Annotated in this window: 19 protein-coding genes and 2 pseudogenes; 4 read left to right on the top strand and 17 right to left on the bottom strand. The window is 61.0% G+C overall.

The features are described 5' to 3' along the window. Positions 1-774: 774 nt before the first annotated feature. The 4 genes from nhoA to ACOI6Z_RS18865 all read right to left on the bottom strand — a co-directional run bounded on the left by nhoA (position 775) and on the right by ACOI6Z_RS18865 (position 5,074). Positions 775-1,620 carry an N-hydroxyarylamine O-acetyltransferase gene (gene nhoA, locus ACOI6Z_RS18880; RefSeq protein WP_017900510.1) on the bottom strand — a complete coding sequence of 282 codons (846 nt, stop codon included), beginning with the start codon at positions 1,618-1,620 and terminating at the stop codon, positions 775-777. Positions 1,621-1,696: 76 nt separating this feature from the next. Next, positions 1,697-3,352, bottom strand: a complete 1,656-nt coding sequence (locus ACOI6Z_RS18875; RefSeq protein ID WP_065812584.1) for an ABC transporter permease — start codon at positions 3,350-3,352, stop codon at positions 1,697-1,699. A gap of 55 nt (positions 3,353-3,407) precedes the next feature. Continuing rightward, positions 3,408-4,376: an ABC transporter substrate-binding protein gene (locus ACOI6Z_RS18870; RefSeq protein ID WP_048297610.1), complete on the bottom strand. Its 969-nt coding sequence runs from the start codon at positions 4,374-4,376 to the stop codon at positions 3,408-3,410. Further along, positions 4,373-5,074: an ABC transporter ATP-binding protein gene (locus ACOI6Z_RS18865; protein ID WP_064154551.1), complete on the bottom strand. Its 702-nt coding sequence runs from the start codon at positions 5,072-5,074 to the stop codon at positions 4,373-4,375. The genes ACOI6Z_RS18870 and ACOI6Z_RS18865 overlap by 4 nt, the downstream gene beginning before the upstream one ends. A gap of 214 nt (positions 5,075-5,288) precedes the next feature. Here ACOI6Z_RS18865 and ACOI6Z_RS18860 point away from each other — a divergent pair, with 214 nt between their 5' ends. Then, positions 5,289-5,870, top strand: coding sequence for a flavin reductase family protein (locus tag ACOI6Z_RS18860; protein WP_048297612.1), 582 nt, complete (start codon positions 5,289-5,291; stop codon positions 5,868-5,870). 145 nt (positions 5,871-6,015) lie between these two features. On the opposite strand, the gene ACOI6Z_RS18855 is transcribed toward ACOI6Z_RS18860, so the two are convergent. Further along, entirely contained in the window at positions 6,016-6,840 is an 825-nt protein-coding gene (locus ACOI6Z_RS18855; RefSeq protein WP_044523479.1) for a helix-turn-helix domain-containing protein, read from the bottom strand. Positions 6,841-7,043: 203 nt separating this feature from the next. On the opposite strand from ACOI6Z_RS18855, the gene ACOI6Z_RS18850 reads away from it, so the two are divergent. The 3 genes from ACOI6Z_RS18850 to ACOI6Z_RS18840 are packed head-to-tail and all read left to right on the top strand — an operon-like array spanning position 7,044 to position 11,673. Continuing rightward, positions 7,044-8,615, top strand: coding sequence for a sugar hydrolase (locus ACOI6Z_RS18850; protein WP_420687478.1), 1,572 nt, complete (start codon positions 7,044-7,046; stop codon positions 8,613-8,615). Between the two features lie 26 nt (positions 8,616-8,641). Continuing rightward, positions 8,642-10,024, top strand: a complete 1,383-nt coding sequence (locus ACOI6Z_RS18845) for a glycoside-pentoside-hexuronide (GPH):cation symporter (protein ID WP_065812582.1) — start codon at positions 8,642-8,644, stop codon at positions 10,022-10,024. A gap of 44 nt (positions 10,025-10,068) precedes the next feature. Next, a complete protein-coding gene (locus tag ACOI6Z_RS18840) occupies positions 10,069-11,673 on the top strand; it encodes a carbohydrate porin (protein ID WP_065812581.1) in 1,605 nt (534 codons plus the stop codon). Positions 11,674-11,733: 60 nt separating this feature from the next. Here the strand turns inward: ACOI6Z_RS18840 and ACOI6Z_RS18835 are convergent. The 12 genes and pseudogenes from ACOI6Z_RS18835 to dapF form a co-directional block, all read right to left on the bottom strand. Then, positions 11,734-11,910 (bottom strand): annotated as a pseudogene (locus tag ACOI6Z_RS18835) (transcriptional regulator); the annotation flags it as partial. A gap of 180 nt (positions 11,911-12,090) precedes the next feature. Beyond that, positions 12,091-12,318: a tautomerase PptA gene (pptA, locus tag ACOI6Z_RS18830; RefSeq protein WP_004891592.1), complete on the bottom strand. Its 228-nt coding sequence runs from the start codon at positions 12,316-12,318 to the stop codon at positions 12,091-12,093. 70 nt (positions 12,319-12,388) lie between these two features. Then, the gene (locus tag ACOI6Z_RS18825; protein WP_023289870.1) at positions 12,389-13,006 is read right to left on the bottom strand and encodes a glutathione S-transferase family protein; all 618 of its coding nucleotides are present in this window, start codon (positions 13,004-13,006) and stop codon (positions 12,389-12,391) included. A gap of 77 nt (positions 13,007-13,083) precedes the next feature. Continuing rightward, a complete protein-coding gene (locus ACOI6Z_RS18820) occupies positions 13,084-13,935 on the bottom strand; it encodes a transporter substrate-binding domain-containing protein (protein ID WP_072413454.1) in 852 nt (283 codons plus the stop codon). 38 nt (positions 13,936-13,973) lie between these two features. Next, positions 13,974-14,753, bottom strand: a complete 780-nt coding sequence (locus ACOI6Z_RS18815) for an amino acid ABC transporter ATP-binding protein (protein WP_032453069.1) — start codon at positions 14,751-14,753, stop codon at positions 13,974-13,976. Next, entirely contained in the window at positions 14,737-15,663 is a 927-nt protein-coding gene (locus ACOI6Z_RS18810; protein ID WP_050533419.1) for an amino acid ABC transporter permease, read from the bottom strand. Before ACOI6Z_RS18810 ends, ACOI6Z_RS18815 begins: the two co-directional genes overlap by 17 nt. A 9-nt stretch (positions 15,664-15,672) precedes the next feature. Then, positions 15,673-16,182, bottom strand: coding sequence for a GNAT family N-acetyltransferase (locus tag ACOI6Z_RS18805; RefSeq protein ID WP_004202731.1), 510 nt, complete (start codon positions 16,180-16,182; stop codon positions 15,673-15,675). Between the two features lie 11 nt (positions 16,183-16,193). Beyond that, positions 16,194-18,457 (bottom strand): annotated as a pseudogene (locus ACOI6Z_RS18800) (NtaA/DmoA family FMN-dependent monooxygenase). 24 nt (positions 18,458-18,481) lie between these two features. After that, a complete protein-coding gene (locus tag ACOI6Z_RS18795) occupies positions 18,482-19,603 on the bottom strand; it encodes a M20 peptidase aminoacylase family protein (RefSeq protein WP_065812579.1) in 1,122 nt (373 codons plus the stop codon). Then, complete coding sequence (locus tag ACOI6Z_RS18790; protein WP_065812578.1) at positions 19,593-20,600, bottom strand: MsnO8 family LLM class oxidoreductase; 1,008 nt, start codon at positions 20,598-20,600, stop codon at positions 19,593-19,595. Before ACOI6Z_RS18790 ends, ACOI6Z_RS18795 begins: the two co-directional genes overlap by 11 nt. A gap of 91 nt (positions 20,601-20,691) precedes the next feature. Continuing rightward, positions 20,692-21,243 (bottom strand): (d)CMP kinase, encoded by a 552-nt coding sequence (locus ACOI6Z_RS18785; RefSeq protein ID WP_044523492.1) that lies wholly within the window; start codon positions 21,241-21,243, stop codon positions 20,692-20,694. 126 nt (positions 21,244-21,369) lie between these two features. Next, positions 21,370-22,236 (bottom strand): diaminopimelate epimerase, encoded by an 867-nt coding sequence (gene dapF, locus ACOI6Z_RS18780; protein ID WP_420687504.1) that lies wholly within the window; start codon positions 22,234-22,236, stop codon positions 21,370-21,372. Between the last annotated feature and the right edge of the window lie 330 nt (positions 22,237-22,566).

Raw genomic sequence — 22,566 nt, 5'->3', positions numbered from 1 at the left:
CTCACAGAGCTCATACCCCGTAGGCCCGCGCAAGCGCAGCGCCGCCGGGCAAGATATCAGGCACGGTACCTGTAATTTCGCCGGGTGGCGGCTGTCGCCTTACCCGGCCTACAGGGCGCTCTCACAGGCTCATACCCCGTAGGCCCGCGCAAGCGCAGCGCCGCCGGGCAAGATATCAGGCGCGGTACCTGTAATTTCGCCGGGCGGCGGCTGTCGCCTTACCCGGCCTACAGGGCCCTCTCACAGGCTCAGACCCCGTAGGCCCGCGCAAGCGCAGCGCCGCCGGGCAAGATATCAGGTACGTTACCTGTAATTTCGCCGGGTGGCGGCTGTCACCTTACCCGGCCTACAGGGCCCTCTCACAGGCTCATCCCCCGTAGGCCCGCGCAGGCGCAGCGCCGCCGGACAAGATATCAGGCGCGGTACCTGTAATTTCGCCGGGCGGCGGCTGTCGCCTTGCCCGGCCTGCAGGGCCCTCTCACAGGCTCATCCCCCGTAGGCCCGCGCAAGCGCAGCGCCGCCGGGCAAGATATCAGGCACGGTACCTGTAATTTCGCCGGGTGGCGGCTGTCGCCTTGCCCGACCTGCAGGGCCCTCTCACAGGCTCATACCCCGTAGGCCCGCGCAAGCGCAGCGCCGCCGGGCAAGATATCAGGCTCAGTACCTGTAATTTCGCCGGGTGGCGGCTGTCGCCTTGCCCGGCCTGCGGGGCCCTCTCACAGGCTCATCCCCCGTAGGCCCGCGCAAGCGCAGCGCCGCCGGGCATGAGGAGATTTACTTCCCGGCTTCCGGATGGGTATCGAACGCCGCCATTACCGCCGCCAGCGCCGCTTCACTAAAGCCATGTTTAGGATCGTCCACGCCCAACCCGAAGCGGGTTTGCAGCCCTTCGTACAGCGCGGAGACATCGGCAAAATCGACCTTCTCCACCACGTGGTTATTCTCCCAGTGGGTAAAGTGGAAATTGGTGAGGGTCATTTTGCCGCCGTCAGGCAGATGACGGCACATCAGCAGGTGGTGACGGAAGTGGGACTGCGGCCAGTGCGCCGACCAGAAGTTACCCATCACATAATCAGACGCATACTGGCGGCCTAAATCGAAATGGTACATCGACTGCCAGTGCTCGTGATGGTTGAACTGCAGCGTCCACTCATCACCTTCATGCACCAGACGATAGCTGCCGTGCGGCGTCTGCTGCGGGATATCGGCCAGCAGCTTGATCGGCGCGGTCAGCGTCTGGCCGCCGAAGCCAACGTCGGCTACCCAGCGCTCGCCCGCCACTTCCACCAGCAATAAACGGTGAGTGCGCGGCGGCATCTGCGGCGGATTGGCCAGCACCACCCGGCCAAGCAGGCTGCGAACATTAAAGCCTATTTCGCGCAGCGCGCGCTCCAGCAGGCCATTTTGTTCAAAACAATACCCCCCGCGGCGGCCGGCGATCAGCTTCTCTTCCAGCGCCAGGTCGTCAAGATGGATCTCGCGCGGCAGCAGGACGTCGAGGTTTTCAAAGGGGATGGCGCTGTTATGCTGCAGATGCAGTTGGCGCAAGGTATCAATGGAAACATCAGGCTCGCCCGTCCAGCCCAGACGGGAAAAATAGGCGCGTAAAAAGGGACTCATCAGGGTCTCCAGCTGTAGGTGTCCGACATTTATAGCCTATTTTTCCGCGCCGACCCTCTTTTTTGTGCGCTTGCCGTTAACCGCGCGTGCTGCGCTGCATCAGCGCCAGCGCCGTCAGCATCAGAACCAGACCGGTCAACAGCGTCAGGCTGGCCATCGCCATGCCCTGACCAACGGATCCCTGTTCAAACTGGCGCCAGATAAACACCGCCACGGTCTGCGTGCCGGCGGGCGACAGCAGCAGCGAGGTCACCAGCTCCCGGGACGCCACCGCGAACACCATCAGCATCGCCGCCAGCAGCGCCGGAAAGACCAGCGGCAGGACAATCAACCGCAGCGCCCGCAGCGGCGACGCGCCGTGCACCCGGGCGGCGGGCTCAAGGTTCGGGCCCAGCTGGCGCAGCGCGCTGCCGACATAGCGCACCGGCCAGGGCAGCAGCAGGCAGCAATAGGAGAGCAGCAGCATCCACAGCGTGTTGTAGGGCGAACGCGGCCAGAAGGGCTGATTCCACAGCAGGATCAATCCCACCCCCACCACCACGCCGGGCAGCGCCGCCGGCATCAGCGACAGCGCATCCACCACCCCGCGCCCTTTGATCTTCTGCACCATTACCAGCCAGGCGGCCAGCAGCCCCAGCGCGCCGACGATCAGCGCCGAACCTAACGCCAGCGACAGGCTGACGCCGAGGGCCGACAGGGCGTCGCCCTGCTGGTCGAACAGCGCCGCGAAGTGACGCAGCGTGACATTCTCCAGACTCACCCCGCCCGAGAGGGTGCCCATCAGGCTGGTGAGCATCATCGAGACGGCGGGGACCCCGACCGCCAGGCCGCCGACGGCCGCCATCACCAGCAGCGCGGGCAGCGTCATCCAGCCCAGCGACGCTCCGCGGTTTTCTCCCGGTTTACCGGTGACGCTGGTGACCTCCTTCTCCCCCACCAGCCGCGTTTGCAGCCACCAGGCGAACAACGCCACCGCCATCAGCAGCAGCGACAGCAGCGCAGCGCCGGTGAGATCCACCGGCCAGTCGGCCAGCTTTTTCTCAATGCCCACCGTCAGCATCACTACTCCCGCCCGACTGCCCAGCGCCGCCGGGACGCCAAACTCCTCAATGGCGAGAGTAAACGCCAGCAGCATCCCCGCCGCCAGCGCCGGGGAGAGCATCGGCAGCGTCACGTGCCAGAAGGCGCGCCAGGCGCTGGCGCCATGGACACGGGCAACCATCGCCAGCCGTTGCCCGCTCGCCAGCAGGCTGCGGGAGACGGCAAAGTAAACCACCGGAAAAATGTTAAAGGTCATCACCAGCACGATCCCGCTGCGGCTGAACAGCAGATCGTTTAGCTGCCAGCCGGTCAGCTGCTGCAGATAGCCGTGGCTTTGCAGAGCCAGCATCCACGAGAGCGCCGAGATATAGGGCGGCGTCAGAAAGGGGATCAAAAACAGCAGGTCCCACAGCCGGGGCAGCGGCAACGAAAACATACCGCGCAGAATACCGAGCGGCAGGCCGATCATCACGCTGGCCAGCGCCACGCCGCCGGCAATCCACAGCGTACCGCCGAGCATCGACGGCAGCTGGGGGTCGGCCAGCAGCGGCGCGACGCCGCCAAAGGCGTCATGGAGCGAACCGGCGCTAAAATGGGGAAAAATCGCCTGCAGCAGAATAAACAACAGCGGTAACGCGACCAGCAGCGTCAGGGCGGCAAGCGTCACGCCGGAAAGGAATTTTTGTTTCACAGCGGTTCCTGAAACGAAGCGTTCTCCGGCGGCCAGCGCCGGAGAACCGTGTCAATTAGTGGGCATACAGCTGACTGAAGCGGCTGAGGACGGCGCTACGCTCGCTACTCCCCTCGCCGCTGGTGGGCAAGACCTTCAGCGCGTCCAGCAGCGGGCGTTTGGCGGCCACATCGCGGCGAGCGGGCATCAGCCAGGCGTCGGCGACCCGCGCCTGACCTTCCGGCGACAGCACGTAATCGATAAAGGCTTTGGCCTCATCGGCATGCTGGCTGGTTTTGAGGATCATCATCGGGCGCGGGGCGATCACCGTCCCGCTGGCCGGGAAAATCACCTTCAGCGACTCGCCCTGCTGAATATTGCCGTAGGAGACATAATCCACCGCGCCGAACACCGCCGCTTTCGCCCCCTGCATCACCGGCGTCACCGCCTGGGCGTTGGGGCCGCTGACCACCATGCCGTTCTTTTTCAGATCGTCAAACAGCTGCCAGGCCTGGTCGCCCATGCTGTTTTGCAGGCCAATCAACAGATCCAGCGACGCGCCGGAGAGCGACGGGTCGGGCGTGGTCACCTTGTCTTTAAACGCCGGCTGGGTGAGGTCGCGCCACTCTTTCGGCTCCGGAGTGCCGCTTTTGCTGTTCCAGACGATGCCAAGCGCCGAGACTCCCTGGGCGATATAGTCCGCCGATTTCAGATTAGCCGGTACCTTGTCGGCATTGGCGCTGTGAAAAGGCAGCAACCAGCCCCGGTTGTGCAGATCCTCCGCGGTATCCCATGAAGCGGAGATCAGCACATCCGCCTGCGGGTTGGCCTGCTCGGCCTCCAGACGGGCCATCACTTTGCCGGTGGTGGCCTGAAAAACGGTCACCTTCACCCCGGTCTGTTGTTCAAAACCACTGGCCAGGTTTTTCGCCAGCGAGCCGGGGCCGGCAGTGTAAACGGTCAGCGCATGGGCGCTGGAGAGCATCATGGCGGAGAGAGCCATCGCGAGTACCACTCCTTTCTTAACGGTCATAACGGTGTTCATGCAACTTCCCCTGAGGTTGGCGTAACGGCGCGGACAGCGGCCACGCGGCCCGCGGATAAATGGACGATCCGGTCGGCTAACAGGTCGGCTTCACGGCGGTCGTGGGTGACATACACGGCGGTGGTGCCGAGCTGTCGCAGCAGGCGGCTCATTTCGCCACACAGCGATTCGCGCAGTTCGCTGTCCAGGTTGGAGAGCGGCTCATCAAACAGCAGCACCCGAGGCGCGGCGACGATCGCCCGCGCCAGCGCCACCCGCTGCTGCTGGCCGCCGGAAAGGCCTGAAGGTTTACGTTCCGCAAAGCCGTCGAGGCCCACCCGCGCCAGCGCCTCGCTCACCCGGCGCTCGCGTTCGGCACGGGCAACGCCGCGCATGCGCAGCGGAAAGGCGACGTTCTGCGCCACGCTCATATGCGGCCAGAGGGCGTAATCCTGGAAAACCATGCCGATATCGCGCTGTTCCGGGGGCAATCCCCATCCTGCGCGGGCGACCAGCCGATCGCCAAAGCGGATTTCACCGCTGGCCGGCACGCTCAGCCCGGCCAGCAGGCGCAGCAAGGTGCTTTTGCCGCAGCCGGACGGGCCCAGCAGCGCCACAATGCTGCCGGGTTCGATATGCAGCGAGAAGCCATCGAGAATGGGGGTCTCTGCGAAGGCGAATGAGACCGCCTGCAGAGTGATAGGGGTCAGCGCGCGCATTGTCTCCCTCCCTTGCGGGAAAGCAACCCGTGCCCGGCGGTCGACATCCGACGGGGCGCGCTCACCTGGGATAACATCAGGGGAGCCAACATATTGTGATCCTCTTTGGGACTTTGTGCTGGCGACTATAGTCAGACGAGATGACGTATTGATTACATTTTCATTGCGGCTTAACGTGTTACCTGCCAACCGACCCATTACTCAAGGAACGCCTATGAGCCGCTTTCGCCACGTGGAACTCCAGTATGCCAGCCGCCTGCTCAACCACGGCCCGACCATTTTGATCACCAGCTACGACGCTGCGTCCGACCGGCGCAACGTCATGGCCGCCGCCTGGTCGATGCCGGTGGAATTCGCCCCGCCGCGGGTGGCTATCGTGGTGGATAAAAGCACCTGGACGCGGGAAATCATCGAGCGCAACGGCACCTTCGGCATCGTGGTTCCCGGCGTGGCCGCCGCCAGCTGGACCTACGCGGTCGGCAGCGTCAGCGGCCGCGATGAAGACAAATTCAATGCTTACGGAATTCCGGTGGTGAGCGGCCCGGAACTGGGACTGCCGCTGATCGAGGAGAAGTGTCTGGCATGGATGGAGTGCCGTCTGCTGCCGGCGACGGCGGCCCAGGAGCAGTACGATACGCTGTTTGGCGAAGTGGTTTCCGCCGCCGCCGATGAGCGCGCGTTTGTCACCGGACGCTGGCAGTTCGATGACGATAAGATCAATACCCTGCATCATCTGGGAACCGGCAATTTTGTCGCCAGCGGCCGCCACGTGCGGGCCAATACTCCGGAAGAGTAGCTCTCCTCGCCTCCGGGGCAATCCTTCACCACCCTGCGCGTCTCTCCCGGGGGCGGCGCGCAGCGCCTTGCCCGGGCTACCGGATCGCAGACCGCTGAGGACGCGTAGCCCGGACAGATGCGCAGCATCTCCTCCGGGGAGAGAACTAGCGCTGCAAACGCCGCCGGTCTTCGCTGGGCGTCAGGCCAAAAACCTTTTTATATAAAGTGGTAAAGTGATTACTGTTGGCAAAGCCGCATAGATAGGCCACTTCGGTAATCGTCATATCGGTCTCGCGTAATTTTACGCGCGCCGAAACTAATCGCAGACGCTTTAAATAATTATCCGGCGTCAATCCCGTCGCCTCTTTAATATGGCGAAATGCGGTCCGCGTGGTCAGATGGAATTTCTCCGCCAGTTGCTGCCAGTTATGCTCTTCAAAACAGTGCTCCTGTAACCAGGTCAGCAATTTATGCAGCTTATATTTGGTGGTGCTATATTCGGCTTCGGTTTCGGCATGCAGAATCGTCGTCACCAGCTGGAAAAACGCGGCTTCGCGCAGAGCAATATTTTGCTCCTGCCGCAGCTCGGCAGAAAATATCTTATCCACCAGTTCCTTGCAGATATGGCGGGTGTCCGGCGCCAGCCAACCGTAGCAGGACGCATTCTGCGCAGAGAAAGTCTGTAATAAGGTATCGAGAGGCTGTAAATAATGAAAGCCTACCAACGGATTAATCAGCACATTAATTAACTTAAGCGTCCCCAGCTCATCATAATAATGAACGTCGCCAGGCTGAACGTAAAAAACGTCGCCCTGTTGAATATATAGTGGCCTGCCATTAATAACGTGTAAACCGTGCCCTTCCTCAACGATCACCAGCTCAGCAAATTCATGACTATGTTCATGGCTATTATCTTCCGGATCGCTGGCATACATGCCCAGCTTATCCTGCGGATGGGTGAAATAATACTCAACGGTCAACATCATCATCTGTAAAGTCCAAAACGGCTTACGGCGCAGAGGCAAGATAATGCATTTTCCCGACCGCCACGAGCAAGATGTTTGGAATTGTGATCGGCAACTCGCCCATCTCATTATCAGTGCCAATCTGGCAAATGCATTGGCATTGCCAGAGTGGTTGCCCCCGTGGCCGGCATCTTATGCTGCGGACAAATAAATACAGAGGATGCAGTATGTCACAGGCAATTCAGCATAATTCTCAGGTCTCGATGACCCGCCACCCGGATTTTCTACGCACCGCCGAGACGCTCCGGCCCGCGCTACGCCGCCAGGCGTACCCGCCGATCGCCGTGGTGGAAGCCCACGCCGACGCCACGGCGCTGTTTGGCTGGCGCGCTGAGCCGGTAAGTTCCCTGGCCGCGTTTTATCAGCGCGAGCTGAGCAGCGGCGATAGCGTCATTATTGATTTTGGCAGCCACTTTGTTGGCTACCTGCATTTTCTCTGTCAGAGCGTCGGGAGCCCGCCGGACGCTCCGGCCCATCTGCAGTTCACCTTCGGCGAAACGCTGAGCGAAGTATGTGAGCCGTTCAGCGATTACCAGGGCTGGCTAAGCAGCAGCTGGCTGCAGCAGCAGGATCTGTGGCTTGATGTCCTGCCGGCCAACGTTGATCTGCCGCGCCGCTACTGCTTCCGCTATCTGAAGGTGGAGGTCAAAGCCGTGTCGCGAAAGTTTCGTCTGCAGTTCAACCAGATTCAGGTGAATGCCGTTACCTCCGCCAGCGGCGCATGCCCGGCAGCGACAACCGCCGACCCGCAGCTCAAGGCCATCGACAGCGTTGCGGTTCTGACTCTGCAAAACTGCATGCAGGAGGTGTTTGAGGATGGCCCCAAACGCGACCGCCGCCTGTGGCTCGGCGATTTACGTTTGCAGGCGCTGGTGAACGATGTGACCTTCGCCCGTCACGATTTAGTACGCCGCTGCCTGTACCTTTTCGCCGGGCATACTCGTGAGGACGGTATGGTATCGGCCAACGTGTTCGTGCAGCCGGATGTCATTGCTGACGATACCTTTCTTTTTGATTATTCTCTGTTTTTTGTTGACGTTCTCTACAACTATCTGCAAAGCGCGGAGGATATTGCTACGGCCCGCGAGCTGTGGCCCACGGCCCGTCGTCAGATTGAACTGGCGCTGAAACGCTGCAACGCCTCCGGGGTTGTGCGCGAGAGCGACGACTGGTGGGTGTTTATCGACTGGCAGGCATCGCTGAATAAACAGGCTTCAGCGCAGGGCGTGCTGATTTACTGCCTGCAGCGCGCCGTCTGGCTGGCGGAGCGTTTCGAACCTGAGCTGGCCGTCCGCTATCGCCAGCGTTTACAGCAGCTTAAAGCTGCGGCCCTCGATGTCTTATGGGACGAGCAGCAAGGCTTCTACATCAGCGGCGAGCAGCGGCAAGTCTCATGGGCATCGCAAATCTGGCTGGTACTGGCGGAAGTCGGTACTCCTCAGCAGCGCCGGGAGATCATGCATAATCTGGAGCAAAATCCCCCCGCGATCGCCATGAACACGCCATACCTGCGTCACCACTATATTGCCGCTCTTCTGCAGTGCGGGCTGCGCGAAGACGCTATTGCGCAGATCAAAGCCTACTGGGGAGCAATGGTCGACTACGGCGCCGATACCTTCTGGGAAATCTTCGACCCGGCGCATCCTGATTTTTCCCCTTATGGCAGCAAGCTGATAAACAGTTATTGCCATGCGTGGAGCTGCACCCCGGCCTGGTTTATTCGCCAGTACGGACTTTAACAACAACGATAAGCGAGTTTACTTTTATGGCAGAAACAACCTTTACCCTTTGGCGGCAGCGCCTTGGCTATGGCATCGCCGACCTCTCCTGCAACCTTGTGTGGCAGATGATCTCTCTTTATCTGATGTTCTTTTACACCGACGTGATGGGCCTGCCCGCTTATTACGTAGGACTGATGTTCCTCGTGACGCGCCTGGTGGACGGCGTTGCCGACGTGCTAATGGGGCTGGTTATCGACAATACCGCCACCCGCTGGGGGCGCTGCCGTCCGTATCTGCTGATTGGCGCGATCCCCTTCGGACTGCTGTGTATTCTGGCCTTCTACGTGCCTGATTTCGGCACCACCGGTAAGCTGATCTACGCTTTTGTCACCTATCTGTGCCTGTCGTTTCTCTATACCCTCGTTAATATTCCATTCTGCGCCATGCTGCCGTTTCTGACGAACGACTCGCGGGAGCGCACGACGCTGTCGGCGGTACGTATTCTGCTCGGCTCGCTCGGCGCGACTATTGTCGCGGTCGCCACGCTGCCGCTGGTTGGCGCGCTGGGGAAAGGCAATCAGGAGCACGGCTTCTTCTATACGGCGGTGATTTTCGGCGTGATTGCCACCTTTTTTCTGCTGGTGAGCTTCCGGAACGTTAAGGAAAATATCAGCATTACTCAGGAGCGCATGACCTTAAAACGCGCCTGGGTCAGCCTGCGCGCCAACCAACCATGGTTCGTCTTCGCCATCAATATTTTCCTGATGTGGGGCGCGTTTTTCTTCCAGACCGGGGCGCTGGTCTACTTCTTCCATTATTACGTCGGTAATAACGATCTCACGGCGATCGTCGCCGGGATCTCCACCTTCGTTCCTCTGCTGGGTACCCTCACCGTTCCGCTGCTCGCCAGCCGGATGAAAAAGCGCCACGTCTATCTGGTCGCCAGCGCGATCAACCTGGTCGGCATGGTCATGATGATGGCGGCAGGCGTTAACAGCTGGGGTCTGGTTGCCGGAGCGGTCGTACTCTCGCTTGGCGCCGGACAGCGCACGGCAATTTACTTCTCTATGCAAGCCGATCCGGTGGATTACGGAGTATGGAAAACCGGCATCAATACCGCCGGCATTTTAACCTCCATCAACGGCTTTCTTGGCAAGGTGGCGATGGCGGGCGCGGGAGCCATTACCGGGGTCCTGCTCTCATCCGGCGGTTATATCGCTAATCAGACGCAAAGCGACGGCGCGATGCTGGCGATAAAAGCCTGCTACCTCTATATCCCGGCGCTGCTGATTGTCGCCTCAATGCTGTGGATGGGTCGCTTCTACCGACTCGACGACCAGTACGAGCAGATCCGCGCCGACCTTGACGCTGGACGCCGTGCGCCGTCGAACCCATCGTCCGTTGCTGGAGAAAACCACGCCCTGTAAGGCGCAGCACCCCCTACATACCTCTGAAAAAAATAAGGATTGATATGCGTATCTCTTTGATTAGCGCAGCGGTTTGCTGCGCCCTTTTTTCGGCTTACGACGCGAGTGCGGCCCCGCTCACCGTCGAACAACGGCTGGCGCAGCTGGAGGCCCGGCTTAATCATGCGGAGCAGGAGGCCGGAGAGGCCAAACGTCGGGCGCAGCAGGCGGAGCTGCGCACCAGCGCCGCGGAACAACGCGCGGCGGCAGCGGAAAAGCAGGTGCAGACCCTCAGTCAGCGCACCGCAGCGACCGAGCAAAAGCAGCAGGCTGCCGACAAACAGCTGGCGAAAAGCAGCCTCAGCGATGGCTTCGAGTTCAACGCCTACGCGCGCTCCGGGATGCTGGTTGACAGTCATGGTAAAGGCGCGCGCGGCGGGCCGGGAATCTCCCCGGCCAGTTCGCTCAACGGCGATGCCCACGTTGGCCGTCTCGGCAACGAGAAAGATAACTACGTGGAGCTCAGCTTCGGCAAAAAAATGACCTTCAGCGACGGGTCATGGGCGCACTTTAAAACCATGCTTGCCGACGGGGCAACCAACCCGGATCCATGGGTACAGGATAACGACAGCCACCACCTGAACGTGCGTCAGCTGTACGTCGAGATGGGCAATTTCGCCGATTTTTCCGGGCCGTTCAGGAGCGCGTCCATCTGGGCGGGCAAGCGTTTCGACCGCGATAATTTCGATATCCACTTTACCGATAGCGATATAATGTTCCTCGGCGGTACCGGCGGCGGGATCAATGACGTGAAGTGGGGCGATACGCTGCGCGGCGATTACTCGGTCTATGCGCGTAACTTCGGCGATCTGGGTAGCGATAACTACCAGGATAACGATATACAGAACCTGATGTTCACCGCCAACAACTTCTGGAACAACTGGCAGCTGATGACCACGGCGATGACCGCCCAGGGCAATGATGATCTGAAAGATAATACCTCGACCACCGGCAGTTACGCTCTGCGCAGCGATAATACGGCGAAAAACGGCTACTACGCGATGCTGGCGTATCACGACAAACAGCAATTCTATGGCCTCGCGCCGGGCGTATCTGAGAGCGCCCTGCAGTATGGCGGCGGGCTGGGCGCCGAGGCGCGCCAGCCCGGTAGCGATGGCGATCTTACCGAGAACGCAAAGTCCCTGCGTTTTGCGTCCTACGGCATTTTGCCGTTGGGGAAAAACTGGCAGCTTGCACCATCGGTTATCGCCCAGCATAGCGAAGATCGCTACCGCGATGGCGACCGCTACGATTGGGCAACCTTTAACCTGCGGGTTTCCCAGGGCATCACCCGCAACTTCGCCCTGCTATACGAGGCGTCCTGGCAATATATGGACCTGAATCCCAACGGCCGAACCTATCGCTATAATGACAACGTGCATCAATACCAGGCGGTGAGCGGCGATTTTTACAAGCTGACCTTCGCCCCGACGTTCAAAGTTGGCGATGTGTTGGATATCAAAGCGAGGCCGGAGATCCGCTTCTTTATCACGTGGATGAACTGGGATAAAGACCTGGATCGCTATGCGATCAACGATGATTTCGGCAGTAAAGGCTTTACCGCCGGAGGAAACTGGAACTTTGGCGTGCAGACGGAGATTTGGTTTTAATAAAGGAGCCCGTCCGGGGCAAACGCCTGGACGGGTTGATTTAAATACACGCTGTTACTTAACGCCAACGGCCGCTGCAAAGTCCTGCTGTTTTAAACCTGTGGCTTCACGTATCGCTTTCACGTCAATTTCGCTGAAGGTATGAACGTTCTGCTCCTTCGGCATTTGTTGACCTTTCTCGATCCTGACCATTTCTTCTGCACTCGCCAGCAGATCGGCAAACAATTCGTCTTTCATACCCACCTCGGTTGGCTCTCTGGCGCTTAGGATAGATGAACATGCTGTTTCTCTCAGTGCGTCGCCGGAGAAGCCCCTCCCCGGGGGCGGCGCAAAGCGCCTTGCCCGGGCTACGGAACTGCAGACCGCTGAGAACGCGTAGCCCGGACAGATGCGCAGCATCGCCTCCGGGGCGCCGGGTTACATGCTATAACCCGGCTTCTTAATCAACTGCGCCATCTGCGGGGCGATCTCACTGTCCCACACCGCCTGCCACGCGTCCGGCTCAACCTGAGTGAGCGCGACGCTGACCGCGCCCTCTTTACTGTTCAGATGGCGGATCAGCACCTCGGTAATATCGGCGGCCAGCGCGGTTTTTTGTTCGTCAGTCAGTTCACGGGGAAAGCATTTAATATCAACATGCGGCATAGCAAAGACTCCTTGTGGTGAAGGCCATAACGCTACCACAGAATGGCGGTTGCGGTTGGCATCGCGTGCGTTAAATCAGCTTGTTACGTCGTAGCGCCGCGGCCAGCTCCGGTCGCTGATAGACCGCCAGGGCGACGGCGGCAAATTTGGGCGTATGGGCGTTAAACCACGCCTGCCTGGGCCCCCAGCTATACATCGCCGCGATATAGCAGTCCAGGAGGGTAACCGACGCGCCCAGCGCCCAGGGCCCGGCGACCAGCTGCTGTTCGAACCAGAGATAGAGGTTGTTCCGGTACTGGCGACAATTTTCCACCAGCTGCTCCGCCGCGGCGGGCGCCCAGCGTTCCGGGTAGTCGGCATAGGTAAAGGTGGGATAGACATTCGCCACCAGCCAGATCAGCAGACGCTGAAACTGCTGACGCTGCGGCGTCCCCGGCGCGGGGGCCAGATCGGGGCGCTGGTCGAGGATCATCAGCGCGATGGCGGCGGTTTCGGTCATGATGCTGCCGTCGGCCAGCCTGAGGGTGGGCACCTGGCACAGCGGGTTAATCTGCCGCAGGCGCTCGCGCGCCGGGCCGGGCTGGTCAAAGCCCTCGACGTCAACCACCTCGTAGGGAATATCGGCCAGGGAGAGCATCAGCTCGCTAATCGTCGAGCCCCATCCCGGCACGCCATATACGGTAATCATGGTCTGCCTCCAGGGTAAAGCCTAAGTGTAGGCAGAAAATTGCCGCTCACCCACCCGGCATACCCTGGCCCTGGCGGTTAGTAGGTGATCCCCGGCGGGTTGACCACCGACTGCGCCACCGCTTCGCCCTGCTCTCCCCAGCGCGCCAGCACCTGTTGATATTCACCGCGGGCGATCGCCCCGTCGAGGGCGGCCTGCAGGGCAAAGACCAGACCGTTGCCTTTTTTAGTGGTCGTCGCCACCCACGCTTTTTTCGGCCCCAGGCCTACCACCCGGGTCTGGCCGTTAAGGGCCGCTTTATAGGCGGCCACCGACTGCGGACCGAAAAAAATATCCGCCCGCCCGGACTGGATATAGAGGTTGCCGGAGGCATCATCGGTCAGGTAGACCGGCTGGGCCGGCGGCCGCCCGGCGGCCCGGTTGTCCTCATTCCAGCCCAGCAGGATCCGCTCCTGATTGGTGCCGGACCCAACGATCACTTTGCGCCCGGCAAGGTCCGCAGGTCCATGCACCGCGGCGATGTCGCTGGTGGATTTCACCGAGAAGGCCAGAGAGTCCACCCGATAGGTGGCGAAATCGAACTTCTCTTTGCGCTTCTCGGTTACCGCAATATTAATCAGCGCCACGTCATAGCGGCCGGCGGCGATGCCCAGCGGCCAGTCCTCCCACGCGGTGGGCACCAGCCTGAGCTTCAGGCCAAGTCTCCCGGCCAGCAGGCGGGCTATATCCGGGTCGCTGCCGATCCGCGTGCGGTTGTCGCTGGCCAGCAGCGCCAGCGGTGGCGAATTGAGCGCCGAGATCGCCACCGTCAGCGTTCCCGGTTCCACGAAGCGGTAGCCCGGCGGAATTTTCGCTATCGCCTGCGGGTCGCGGGTGACCGGCAATGGCTGCTCATTGGCGCGCAGATCCAGCGCCGCGTGAGCGTCCAGCGCCAGGGCGCTGAAAACAAGGGTCGCTATCGCTCTGTTCATGACGGCAGCACCCTGGATAAAAACTGCCGGGTACGCGGATGCTGCGGATGGTTGAGCACCTCGTCGCTGCTGCCCTGCTCGACGATCCTGCCGTCGACCATAAACACCACCTGGTCGGCCACCTCGCGGGCAAAGCCAACCTCGTGGGTGACCACCACCAGCGTGGTGCCAGAGCGCGCCAGCTTCTTGATCACATCCAGCACCTCGCCCACCAGCTCCGGATCCAGCGCCGAGGTGGGCTCATCAAACAGGATAACCCGCGGGTCCAGCGCCAGCGCCCGGGCTATGGCGATACGCTGCTGCTGGCCGCCGGAGAGATGCCGCGACCAGGCGTCGGCTTTATTGCGCAGTCCGACGACGTCCAGCAGCTCCCAGGCACGGGCAATGGCTTCTTTGCGCGTGACCTGCCTGTGGGCGATCGGCGCCTCTATCAGGTTCTCCAGCACCGTCAGGTGCGGAAACAGGTTAAAGTTCTGGAACACGTAGCCGACGTTGATCCGCTGGCGGAGGATCTCCTTCTCTTTCATCTCATACAGCTTGTCGCCTTTGCGGCGATAGCCAATATAGTCGCCATCAATCTGAATAAACCCCTCATCGACGCGCTCGAGGTGATTAATGGTGCGCAGCAGCGTGGACTTGCCCGAACCGGAAGGGCCGAGGATCACCGTCACCGTGCCCGGAGGTATCTCCAGCGACACATCGTCCAGCGCCTTGTGGCGGCCATAGTATTTGCTGACCCCGGTGATAGAGATATGGCCATTACGAGAGCTGGGCATGGACGGCCTCCTGGGGCTGTGGTTGACGTGCGGGTTGATTCAGACGGCTGCTGCGGGCGCTGTTCACCGCCGAGCGGCGCTCACTGCGCGCCAGGCCACGTTCCACCAGGTACTGAATGGCGGAGAGGACGCTGGTGATCACCAGATACCAGGCGGCGCCGACCATCAACAGCGGGATCACCTCCTGGGTACGGTTGTAGATCATCTGGATGGTGTAGAACAGCTCCGGCATCGCCAGGACGTACACCATCGCCGTTCCTTTCGCCAGACTGATGATCTCATTGAAGCCGGATGGCAGGATGGTGCGCAGCGCCTGCGGCAGAATAATGCGCAGCGTGCGTCGCCAGGCGGGTAGCCCCAGCGCGGCGGCGGCTTCATACTGCCCGTGGTCAACGCCGAGGAAGCCGCCGCGAATAATCTCCGCGGTATAGGCGCTCTGCACCAGGGTCAGGCCCACCACCGCCGTGGAGAATTGCCCCAGCACGTTTATCGTCTGGTAGCTGGCCCAGGTGACGCCGGTAAACGGGATCCCCAGCGACAGGGTGTCGTAGAGATAGGAGAAGTTGTAGAGAATGATCAGCACGACAATCAGCGGCAGCGAGCGAAACAGCCAGATATAGCCCCAGGCGAGGCTGCTGAGCAGCCACGATGAGGACAAGCGGGCCAGCGCCAGCAGGCCGCCGAAGATCACGCTCAGCACCGTGCCAAGCAGGGTCAGAAGCAGGGTTTGCCCCAGCCCTTCGAGGATCACCGGGTCGAAGAACCAGCGGGCGAAGACGCCCCACTCCCAGCGCGGGTTAAAGGCCACCGACTGGATCACCACCGCCAGCACCAGCAGGGCCACCAGGGCCCCGACTACCCGCAGCGGATAGCGCGCCGGCACCACTTTGATCGTTTCAGATGAATGCATCATGCCTCCTCAGGCGCTGTGGCTGAAGGCGCTCACCGCCAGCGCTTTAGTGAACCGCAGTCGGCCATCGTAGGGCGGCTGACTGTACTCTTCGGGGTCTCGCGCGAGGTCGAACTGCGCCTCATACCCCTGGCTGAGATAGAGCTTGACCGCCTCCGGCTGACGAAAGCCGGTGGTCAGGTAGATATGGCTGTACCCGGCCAGCACCGCCCGCCGCTCCAGCTCCTGAACCACTTTCGCCGCTAGCCCCTGCTGGCGCAGACGGCGGTGCGTCCAGATACGTTTGATCTCTGCGGTGTGGCGATCCTTCGGCTTATAAGCGCCGGTGGCGATAATTTCGCCCTCACGCTCAAGGACGATAAACAGCCCCTGCGGCGGCAAATACCACTCGCTCAACTCCACTTCCGCATCGCGGGAAAAATAGTCACCGTAGCGGGCGGCGTATTCGGCAAACAGCCCGCTAATAATCGGCTGCAGCTCCGGTGCGTCCGGAGAAATATCGCGGAATGCTTCGCTCATCGCGCCTCCTGTCAGTCGCCCAGTCCGGGCGGGTTGATCTCCGATTGCGGAATGCTTTCCACTCCCTCTCCCCAGCGGTTAAGCACGTTGGCGTAGTCCCCGCTGGCGATAGCGCCGTTCAGCGCCGCCTGGACGGCATTCACCAGCCCGCTGTCTTTTTTCAGCGTCACCGCGATATGCGCCGCTTTCGGCCAGCCGCCGTCAACGCTGCCCACCAGTTTGGTTTTGCCGGTCAGCGCCGCCTTCCACGCGCCAATCACATTGGGGCCGAAAAAGGCATCGGCTCGTCCGGTCTGCAGCGCCAGAGTCTGGGCGGCATCATCCTTGGTGTAGACCGGGGTAAACGGCTTCAGCCCTTTTTTGACGTTCTCCGCGTTCCACGCCAGCAGGATCGCCTCCTGGTTGGTACCGGAGCCGACGATAATCTTCAGCCCGGCGATGTCTTCCGCCTTGTCAATCTTGCTCAGCGGACTGCTGCTTTTGACGTAGAAGCCCAGCGAGTCTTTGCGGTAGGTGGCGAAATCGAACTTCTCTTTCCGCGCTTTGGTGACCGTAATATTGCTGATCGCGGCATCATATTTGCCGGAGGTAACCCCCAGCGGCCAGTCTTCCCAGGAGGTGGGAACCACGTTCACCTCCAGCCCGAGACTCTCCGCCACCAGCCGGGCGATATCCGCCTCGCTGCCGAGCAGGGTTTTGTTGTCATCGGCGAAGACCGTCAGCGGCGGTGAGTTCAGGGCCGCCACCGCGACGGTAAATTTCCCCGGCACCGCCAGATGCAGATCTTTCGGCAACAGGGCAATGGCCTGCGGGTTTTTCGCTGTGTGAATGGGCGTTTTGTTGGCCTCAAGGCTTACCCCGGTGCCATTGATCTTGACGTCCTGTGCCCACGACGAGGCGCTAAATGCCAACGCGACGGCCAGCAAGAGTGTTGTTTTCTGCATAGCGTGATTCTCTTTTCTTATTTTTGGAATTGATTAGCGGGTAGCGCCAGTCCCAGACTTTCCCGCAGGGTGGCGCCCGGATAGTCGCGACGGAACAGGCCGCGCGCCTGTAACAGAGGCACCACCTCATCCACAAAGCGCGGAAAGGTTTCCGGCGTGCCGCCCTGAATAATGAAGCCGTCCGCCGCGCGCTGTTCGAACCACAGTTGCAGACCGTCGGCGACATCGCTGGCGGTGCCGGTAAAGCGCGGACGCGGGCTCGCTGCCTCCAGGGCCACCTGGCGCAGGGTTAATCCGCGCTCGCGGGCGTGACGTTTAATCTCGTCGGTGGTACTGCGGAAGCTGTTTTGCCCGAGGTCGCCAATATCCGGGAACGGTTCATCGAGCGGATACTGCGAAAAATCATGGTGTTCGAAATACCGCCCCAGATAGTTCAGCGCATCCTCGATGGAGACCAGCGCCGCGGTGGTCTGGTACTGGCGCTCCGCGTCTTCGGCGTCATCGCCGACAATGACGCTGACGCCCTGGAAAATATGCAGCTGATCCGGGGTGCGCTGCCAGGCCGCCAGCTGGCTTTTCACGTCCTGATAAAATGCCTGCGCCTCGGCCAGCGATTCCTGATGGGTAAAAATGGCATCGGCGTGGCGTGCGGCTAATTTTTTGCCGTCGTCCGACGCGCCAGCCTGGAAAATAATCGGTCGTCCCTGCGGCGTGCGGGCAATATTCAGCGGTCCGGCCACTTTAAAGAAATCGCCGTGATGATCGAGCGTATGCAGCTTATTTTTGTCAAAGAACTGTCCGGTCGCTTTATTGCGCACAAAGGCATCTTCTTCCCACGAATCCCACAAGCCTTTCACCACCTGCAGATATTCATCGGCAATGCGATAGCGCAGCGCATGATCCGGATGCTGGGCCCGGGAGAAGTTTTTCGCTGATCCTTCCAGCGGCGAAGTGACCACGTTCCAGCCCGCCCGCCCCTGGCTTAAATGGTCGAGGCTGGCGAACTGGCGGGCGGTGGTAAACGGCTCGCTGTACGAAGTGGATAAGGTCCCCACCAGCCCCAGCCGCCGGGTGACCGCGGCCAGCGCGGAAAGCACCGTTAAAGGTTCGAAGCGATTTAAAAAATGGGGAATCGATTTTTCATTAATATATAAACCGTCGGCGACAAAAATAAAATCCAGTTTTCCCGCTTCCGCTTTTAACGCCGTCTCTGTAACAAAATCAAAATTAATACTGGCGTCCGCTTGCGCCGCCGGATGACGCCAGGCGGACATATTTCCCGATGCGCCATGTAATATCGTCCCCAGACGCAATTGTCGATTTTCAGACATAGCTACCCCTTCCCCTGTCATCCATTAAATGTGTTGTAATGCCTGCTCCGCCAGACGGGCGAAATAGTGCGCTGCGGGCGCAATAAGCCGTTCGTCCGGATTAAATGCCGGATGGTGCAGACCATATTCGCTGGCGCTGCCGATACTGACGAACGCCCCGGGAATATGCTGAAGATAGACCGCAAAATCTTCACCACCGAGATGCAGATCGGCGTGGTGGGTGCAGTACCCGGCCTGGGCCGCTACCTCGCTGGCGAAGTCGGCCCAGCGGGCGTCATTGACCAGCGCCGTCGGGCCGGCATACCAGAAGACGTCAATCTGCGCGCCAAAGGCGCTGGCGAAACCGGCCGCAATCTCGCTGACCCGGGCCTTGACCCGCTGCTGCACTTCACTGCTGTGGGTGCGCAGCGTCCCCTCCAGCTCGACGCTCTCCGGCAGCACGTTCCAGGTATTGCCTCCCTGGATCCGCGTCACGCTGAGCACCACCGAGTCGAGGGTGTTCACTTCCCGGCTGGCCACGCTCTGCAGCACCGTCACCAGCTGGCTGGCCAGCAGGATCGCATCCTTGCCTTCGTGGGGGCGGGCGGCATGCGCGCCCTTTCCGGTCACTTTGAAGACGAAGCGGTCGACGTTGGCGTAGAACGCGCCGCCGCGGGTGGCAAATTCGCCCACCGGCAGGCCGGGCTCATTGTGCATGCCAAAGATCGCCGACACCTCCTCCAGCGCCCCGGCGCGGATCAGGGTTTTCGCCCCGCCAAAATTTTCTTCCGCCGGCTGGAACAGGATCCGCACCCGCCCCGGGAGTTCCGCTTCCCGATCCTTCAGCAGCAGCGCCGCTCCCAGCATTACGCTGGTGTGAATATCGTGCCCGCAGGCATGCATCACCCCTTGATTCTGCGAGCGGTAAGGCAGACCGGTCGCCTCCTCGATGGGCAACGCGTCGATATCCGCCCGCAGGGCTATCACCTTGTCGCCGCTGCCGACTTCGGCCACCAGCCCGGTTTTCAGATCGTAAGGCAGCAGGGTCAACCCACCGCTTTGCAGCCAGTCGCGGATCCGCGCAGTGGTGGCCACCTCCTGCAGGGAGAGCTCCGGGTTCTGGTGCAGCTCGCGCCGCCAGCTAATCAGTTGTTGTTCAAAGGACATTCAGCACCGCCTTGCCGTAGTGAGCCTGCGCCAGCAGGCGCAGGGAGCGCAGGCGCGCAGGCCCGTCGCTAATAGGGGTATCAATGATGAGTTCATCCAGCTGATCTTCCGCCTGCAGCGCGTCAAGCCGGGCTTTAACCTCTTCGGGAGTACCGGAGATCAGTGAGGATTCGCGGCGGTGGATGCGTGTCGGCCGGCTGCCAGCCTGGCGGGCAAAGGCGACGGCCTGCGCCTCACTGCCGACGGTCACCCGCTGGCCGTTCTCCAGCTCAACGCCCCACGCCTCCACCTGCTGCGCCAGCGCGGCGGCGGTAGCGGGATCGTCGGCGACCACCACCTGCACGGCGACAATCGCCTCGCGCGGGCTCAGCTCGCGCCAGCGGTTGAGCACCGTGCGGCGCAGCGCGCTGTCGCCATTGAGATGGGCGGCAAAGACAAAGTTCCAGTCAAGGCGGGCCGCCAGTTCAGCACTCTCCAGGCTGGCGCCGAGCAGAAAACCGTCTGCCCGGCGCGGCGGGATCGGCGTGGCGCGCAGGCTCTCTTCCCCTCCGGGCTCAGTCAGCGACAGCCAGTTATCCAGCTGCGCCAGCTGGTCGGCAAAGGCGCCTTTCTCTTCCTGATGCAGGCCCTGCTGCAGGGCGCGGGTGGAGAGCGGCAGGCCGCCAGGCGCCTTGCCGACCCCGAGATCGATGCGGCCCGGCGCGAGGGCGGCCAGCAGGTTGAAGTTTTCCGCGACCTTATAGGGGCTATAGTGCTGGAGCATGACGCCGCCGGACCCGAGGCGGATCCGCCGGGTGTGGCCCACCAGCCAGGCGATAACCAGCTCCGGCGAGGGGCTCGCCAGCTGATCGGTATTGTGGTGTTCGGCGACCCAGAAGCGGTGATAGCCCCAGGCTTCGGCGTGTTGCGCCAGCGTTAATGTACGCGCCAGCGCCTGCGCGGCGGTTTCCCCGGCGGCAAGCGGACTTTTATCCAGGATACTGATTCGATAAGACATTTCGCAGGCTCATATGAAAGTACGTGCCTGCATTATTAAAATCTCTGCTAACTATTGAGAAACAATTAATTCACATGTGTACTGCTGAAAATTAGATATGCCCGCCTGACCGCTGCGCTTCCAGCTCGCGGAGCAGCGCCTCGGCCTGCCGCGGACTGCGCAGCCGGACGAAGCGAATATGACGATATTGCGGATCCTGCATATCGGCCAGATAGCGTCGGCGATTCTGCCGCCAGGTTTTCAGCGTCCAGAGGATGATGGATTCCCGGCTGCAGAACGAACGGCGGAAACTCTCGCGGTTGCCGGTGCCCGGCCACAGCTCCTGACGGCGCCACGCCCGGCTCGCGGCCCGCCACACCGCCTGGCGCAGCGTGCGCCAGAGGCCATAATCCAGCCAGATCACCAGATCCACCTCGCGCCATTTGACCCCGCGGCTGCGATTGTAGTTGCCATCCAATACCCAGCCCGGGGTGGCCGTCGCGGCGGCAATGGCGGCGAAAAACGCCTCATCCGGCGCGCCCTGCCAGTTCGGCCGCCAGTACAGGCGATCCAGTTCGATGCACGGCAGCCCCAGCCTGTGCGCCAGGCGACGAGCCAGGGTGGATTTGCCTGAGCCGCTGGTGCCGACCACATTGATGTTCATCTCTGTTTCTCCCTGATAGCCATTTCCGTTGTTTGCCGCCTTTGCCCGGATGGGAAAAGGCAGTATGTACAGCCGCTTACGACAGCAAGCGAAAGGCAAAAAATTTCCGGCTGATCGCCCCACCTGTCATGCCGCACCAGTGGAGATAGCGCCGCCGCCGACAAAGCAGTCTTTATCCAGCGTCAGGCTGGCGATCTTATGCACCGGGCCTCGCATACAGACCTGAAAATCCGCGCCGAAGGTGATGCGCAGCTGGCCGCCTGGCATGTTGACCTCCACCCGATCGTCCACCTTCCCTAACCGGCGCATGGCGCTGGCCGCCGCGCAGCTGCTGCTCCCGGAGGCCATCGTAAACCCGGCGCCCCGCTCCCAGATACCAATCTGCAGCGTATGGCGATCGACAACTTCCACGAACTGCACATTGCAGCGTTTGGGGAACAAGGGATGATGTTCAATTTGCGGCCCTAAGCGATGAACCTGTTCCAGGTCGAGCTTATCCACGAGAACAACGCAGTGGGGATTGCCCATAGAGACCAGCACGACGGACAGGGTTTCATCCGCCAGCGGCAAGGGATAATTCACCGCCTCGGGCAAATTCACCAGGGCGGGTAACGCCGCCGGATTGAAATTCGCCCGCCCCATGTCGACGCTAATCTGATGAAAATCACGCTCCACGGTGCAATAGACGTCTCCGCCCGCCGTGTGCACTAAAAAGGGCTCATGCCCGACACGACCGATATCAAACAGATAGCGCGCATAGATCCGTAGCCCATTCCCGCTTTTCTCCGCCTCGGAGCCGTCCGGATTGATAATACGCAGCGTGGGGTGGGTTCGATCGCCGCTGTCGATCAGGAGACCATCAGAACCGACGCCATAGTGGCGATGGCACAGAATTCGAATATGCTCGTTGCTCAGCTGGTCGGCAACGGCGCGATGGCATACCAGGTAATCATTACCCAGTCCGTGATATTTATGAAAGTGCAAGGGGGTCATTGTGTGGGGTCGCCTGGCGCTACGGGTATGTTTTTCCATCTTACAATACCTGCCCCGGCAGAATGAATTAAACAATAAGGGTTAACCGCTCTGTTCATTCTGCTCCCCTGCAGGCATCACGCTTCCTCCGCCTGCGCGGCGCCGTGACCGACGCGGAAGCCATTTATGCTGGAATAACCGGATATTAACATCAAAATCACTGATGATAATGGCTAAAAAATGGTCGTGGATGACCGGTTAAACGCCGGGCTGCGACCCGGCGAGCAGGTGGCCATCGCCCGTGGATAACGGATGCAAAAGCAGCGAACTGCCCCCCCGCCGTCCCCTGAC

The organism is Klebsiella sp. C239, from assembly GCF_048822715.1.
Classification (GTDB): domain Bacteria; phylum Pseudomonadota; class Gammaproteobacteria; order Enterobacterales; family Enterobacteriaceae; genus Klebsiella; species Klebsiella quasipneumoniae.
This window is presented reverse-complemented; position numbering and strand designations above follow the sequence as displayed.

Coding starts and splice junctions, on each gene's coding strand:
- nhoA (WP_017900510.1), bottom strand. CDS start 1,620: ATGAGTCCCTTTTTACGCGCCTATTTTTCCCGTCTGGGCTGGACGGGC.
- ACOI6Z_RS18870 (WP_048297610.1), bottom strand. CDS start 4,376: ATGAACACCGTTATGACCGTTAAGAAAGGAGTGGTACTCGCGATGGCT.
- ACOI6Z_RS18865 (WP_064154551.1), bottom strand. CDS start 5,074: ATGCGCGCGCTGACCCCTATCACTCTGCAGGCGGTCTCATTCGCCTTC.
- ACOI6Z_RS18860 (WP_048297612.1), top strand. CDS start 5,289: ATGAGCCGCTTTCGCCACGTGGAACTCCAGTATGCCAGCCGCCTGCTC.
- ACOI6Z_RS18855 (WP_044523479.1), bottom strand. CDS start 6,840: ATGATGATGTTGACCGTTGAGTATTATTTCACCCATCCGCAGGATAAG.
- ACOI6Z_RS18850 (WP_420687478.1), top strand. CDS start 7,044: ATGTCACAGGCAATTCAGCATAATTCTCAGGTCTCGATGACCCGCCAC.
- ACOI6Z_RS18845 (WP_065812582.1), top strand. CDS start 8,642: ATGGCAGAAACAACCTTTACCCTTTGGCGGCAGCGCCTTGGCTATGGC.
- ACOI6Z_RS18840 (WP_065812581.1), top strand. CDS start 10,069: ATGCGTATCTCTTTGATTAGCGCAGCGGTTTGCTGCGCCCTTTTTTCG.
- pptA (WP_004891592.1), bottom strand. CDS start 12,318: ATGCCGCATGTTGATATTAAATGCTTTCCCCGTGAACTGACTGACGAA.
- ACOI6Z_RS18825 (WP_023289870.1), bottom strand. CDS start 13,006: ATGATTACCGTATATGGCGTGCCGGGATGGGGCTCGACGATTAGCGAG.
- ACOI6Z_RS18815 (WP_032453069.1), bottom strand. CDS start 14,753: ATGCCCAGCTCTCGTAATGGCCATATCTCTATCACCGGGGTCAGCAAA.
- ACOI6Z_RS18810 (WP_050533419.1), bottom strand. CDS start 15,663: ATGCATTCATCTGAAACGATCAAAGTGGTGCCGGCGCGCTATCCGCTG.
- ACOI6Z_RS18805 (WP_004202731.1), bottom strand. CDS start 16,182: ATGAGCGAAGCATTCCGCGATATTTCTCCGGACGCACCGGAGCTGCAG.
- ACOI6Z_RS18795 (WP_065812579.1), bottom strand. CDS start 19,603: ATGTCCTTTGAACAACAACTGATTAGCTGGCGGCGCGAGCTGCACCAG.
- ACOI6Z_RS18790 (WP_065812578.1), bottom strand. CDS start 20,600: ATGTCTTATCGAATCAGTATCCTGGATAAAAGTCCGCTTGCCGCCGGG.
- ACOI6Z_RS18785 (WP_044523492.1), bottom strand. CDS start 21,243: ATGAACATCAATGTGGTCGGCACCAGCGGCTCAGGCAAATCCACCCTG.
- dapF (WP_420687504.1), bottom strand. CDS start 22,236: ATGACCCCCTTGCACTTTCATAAATATCACGGACTGGGTAATGATTAC.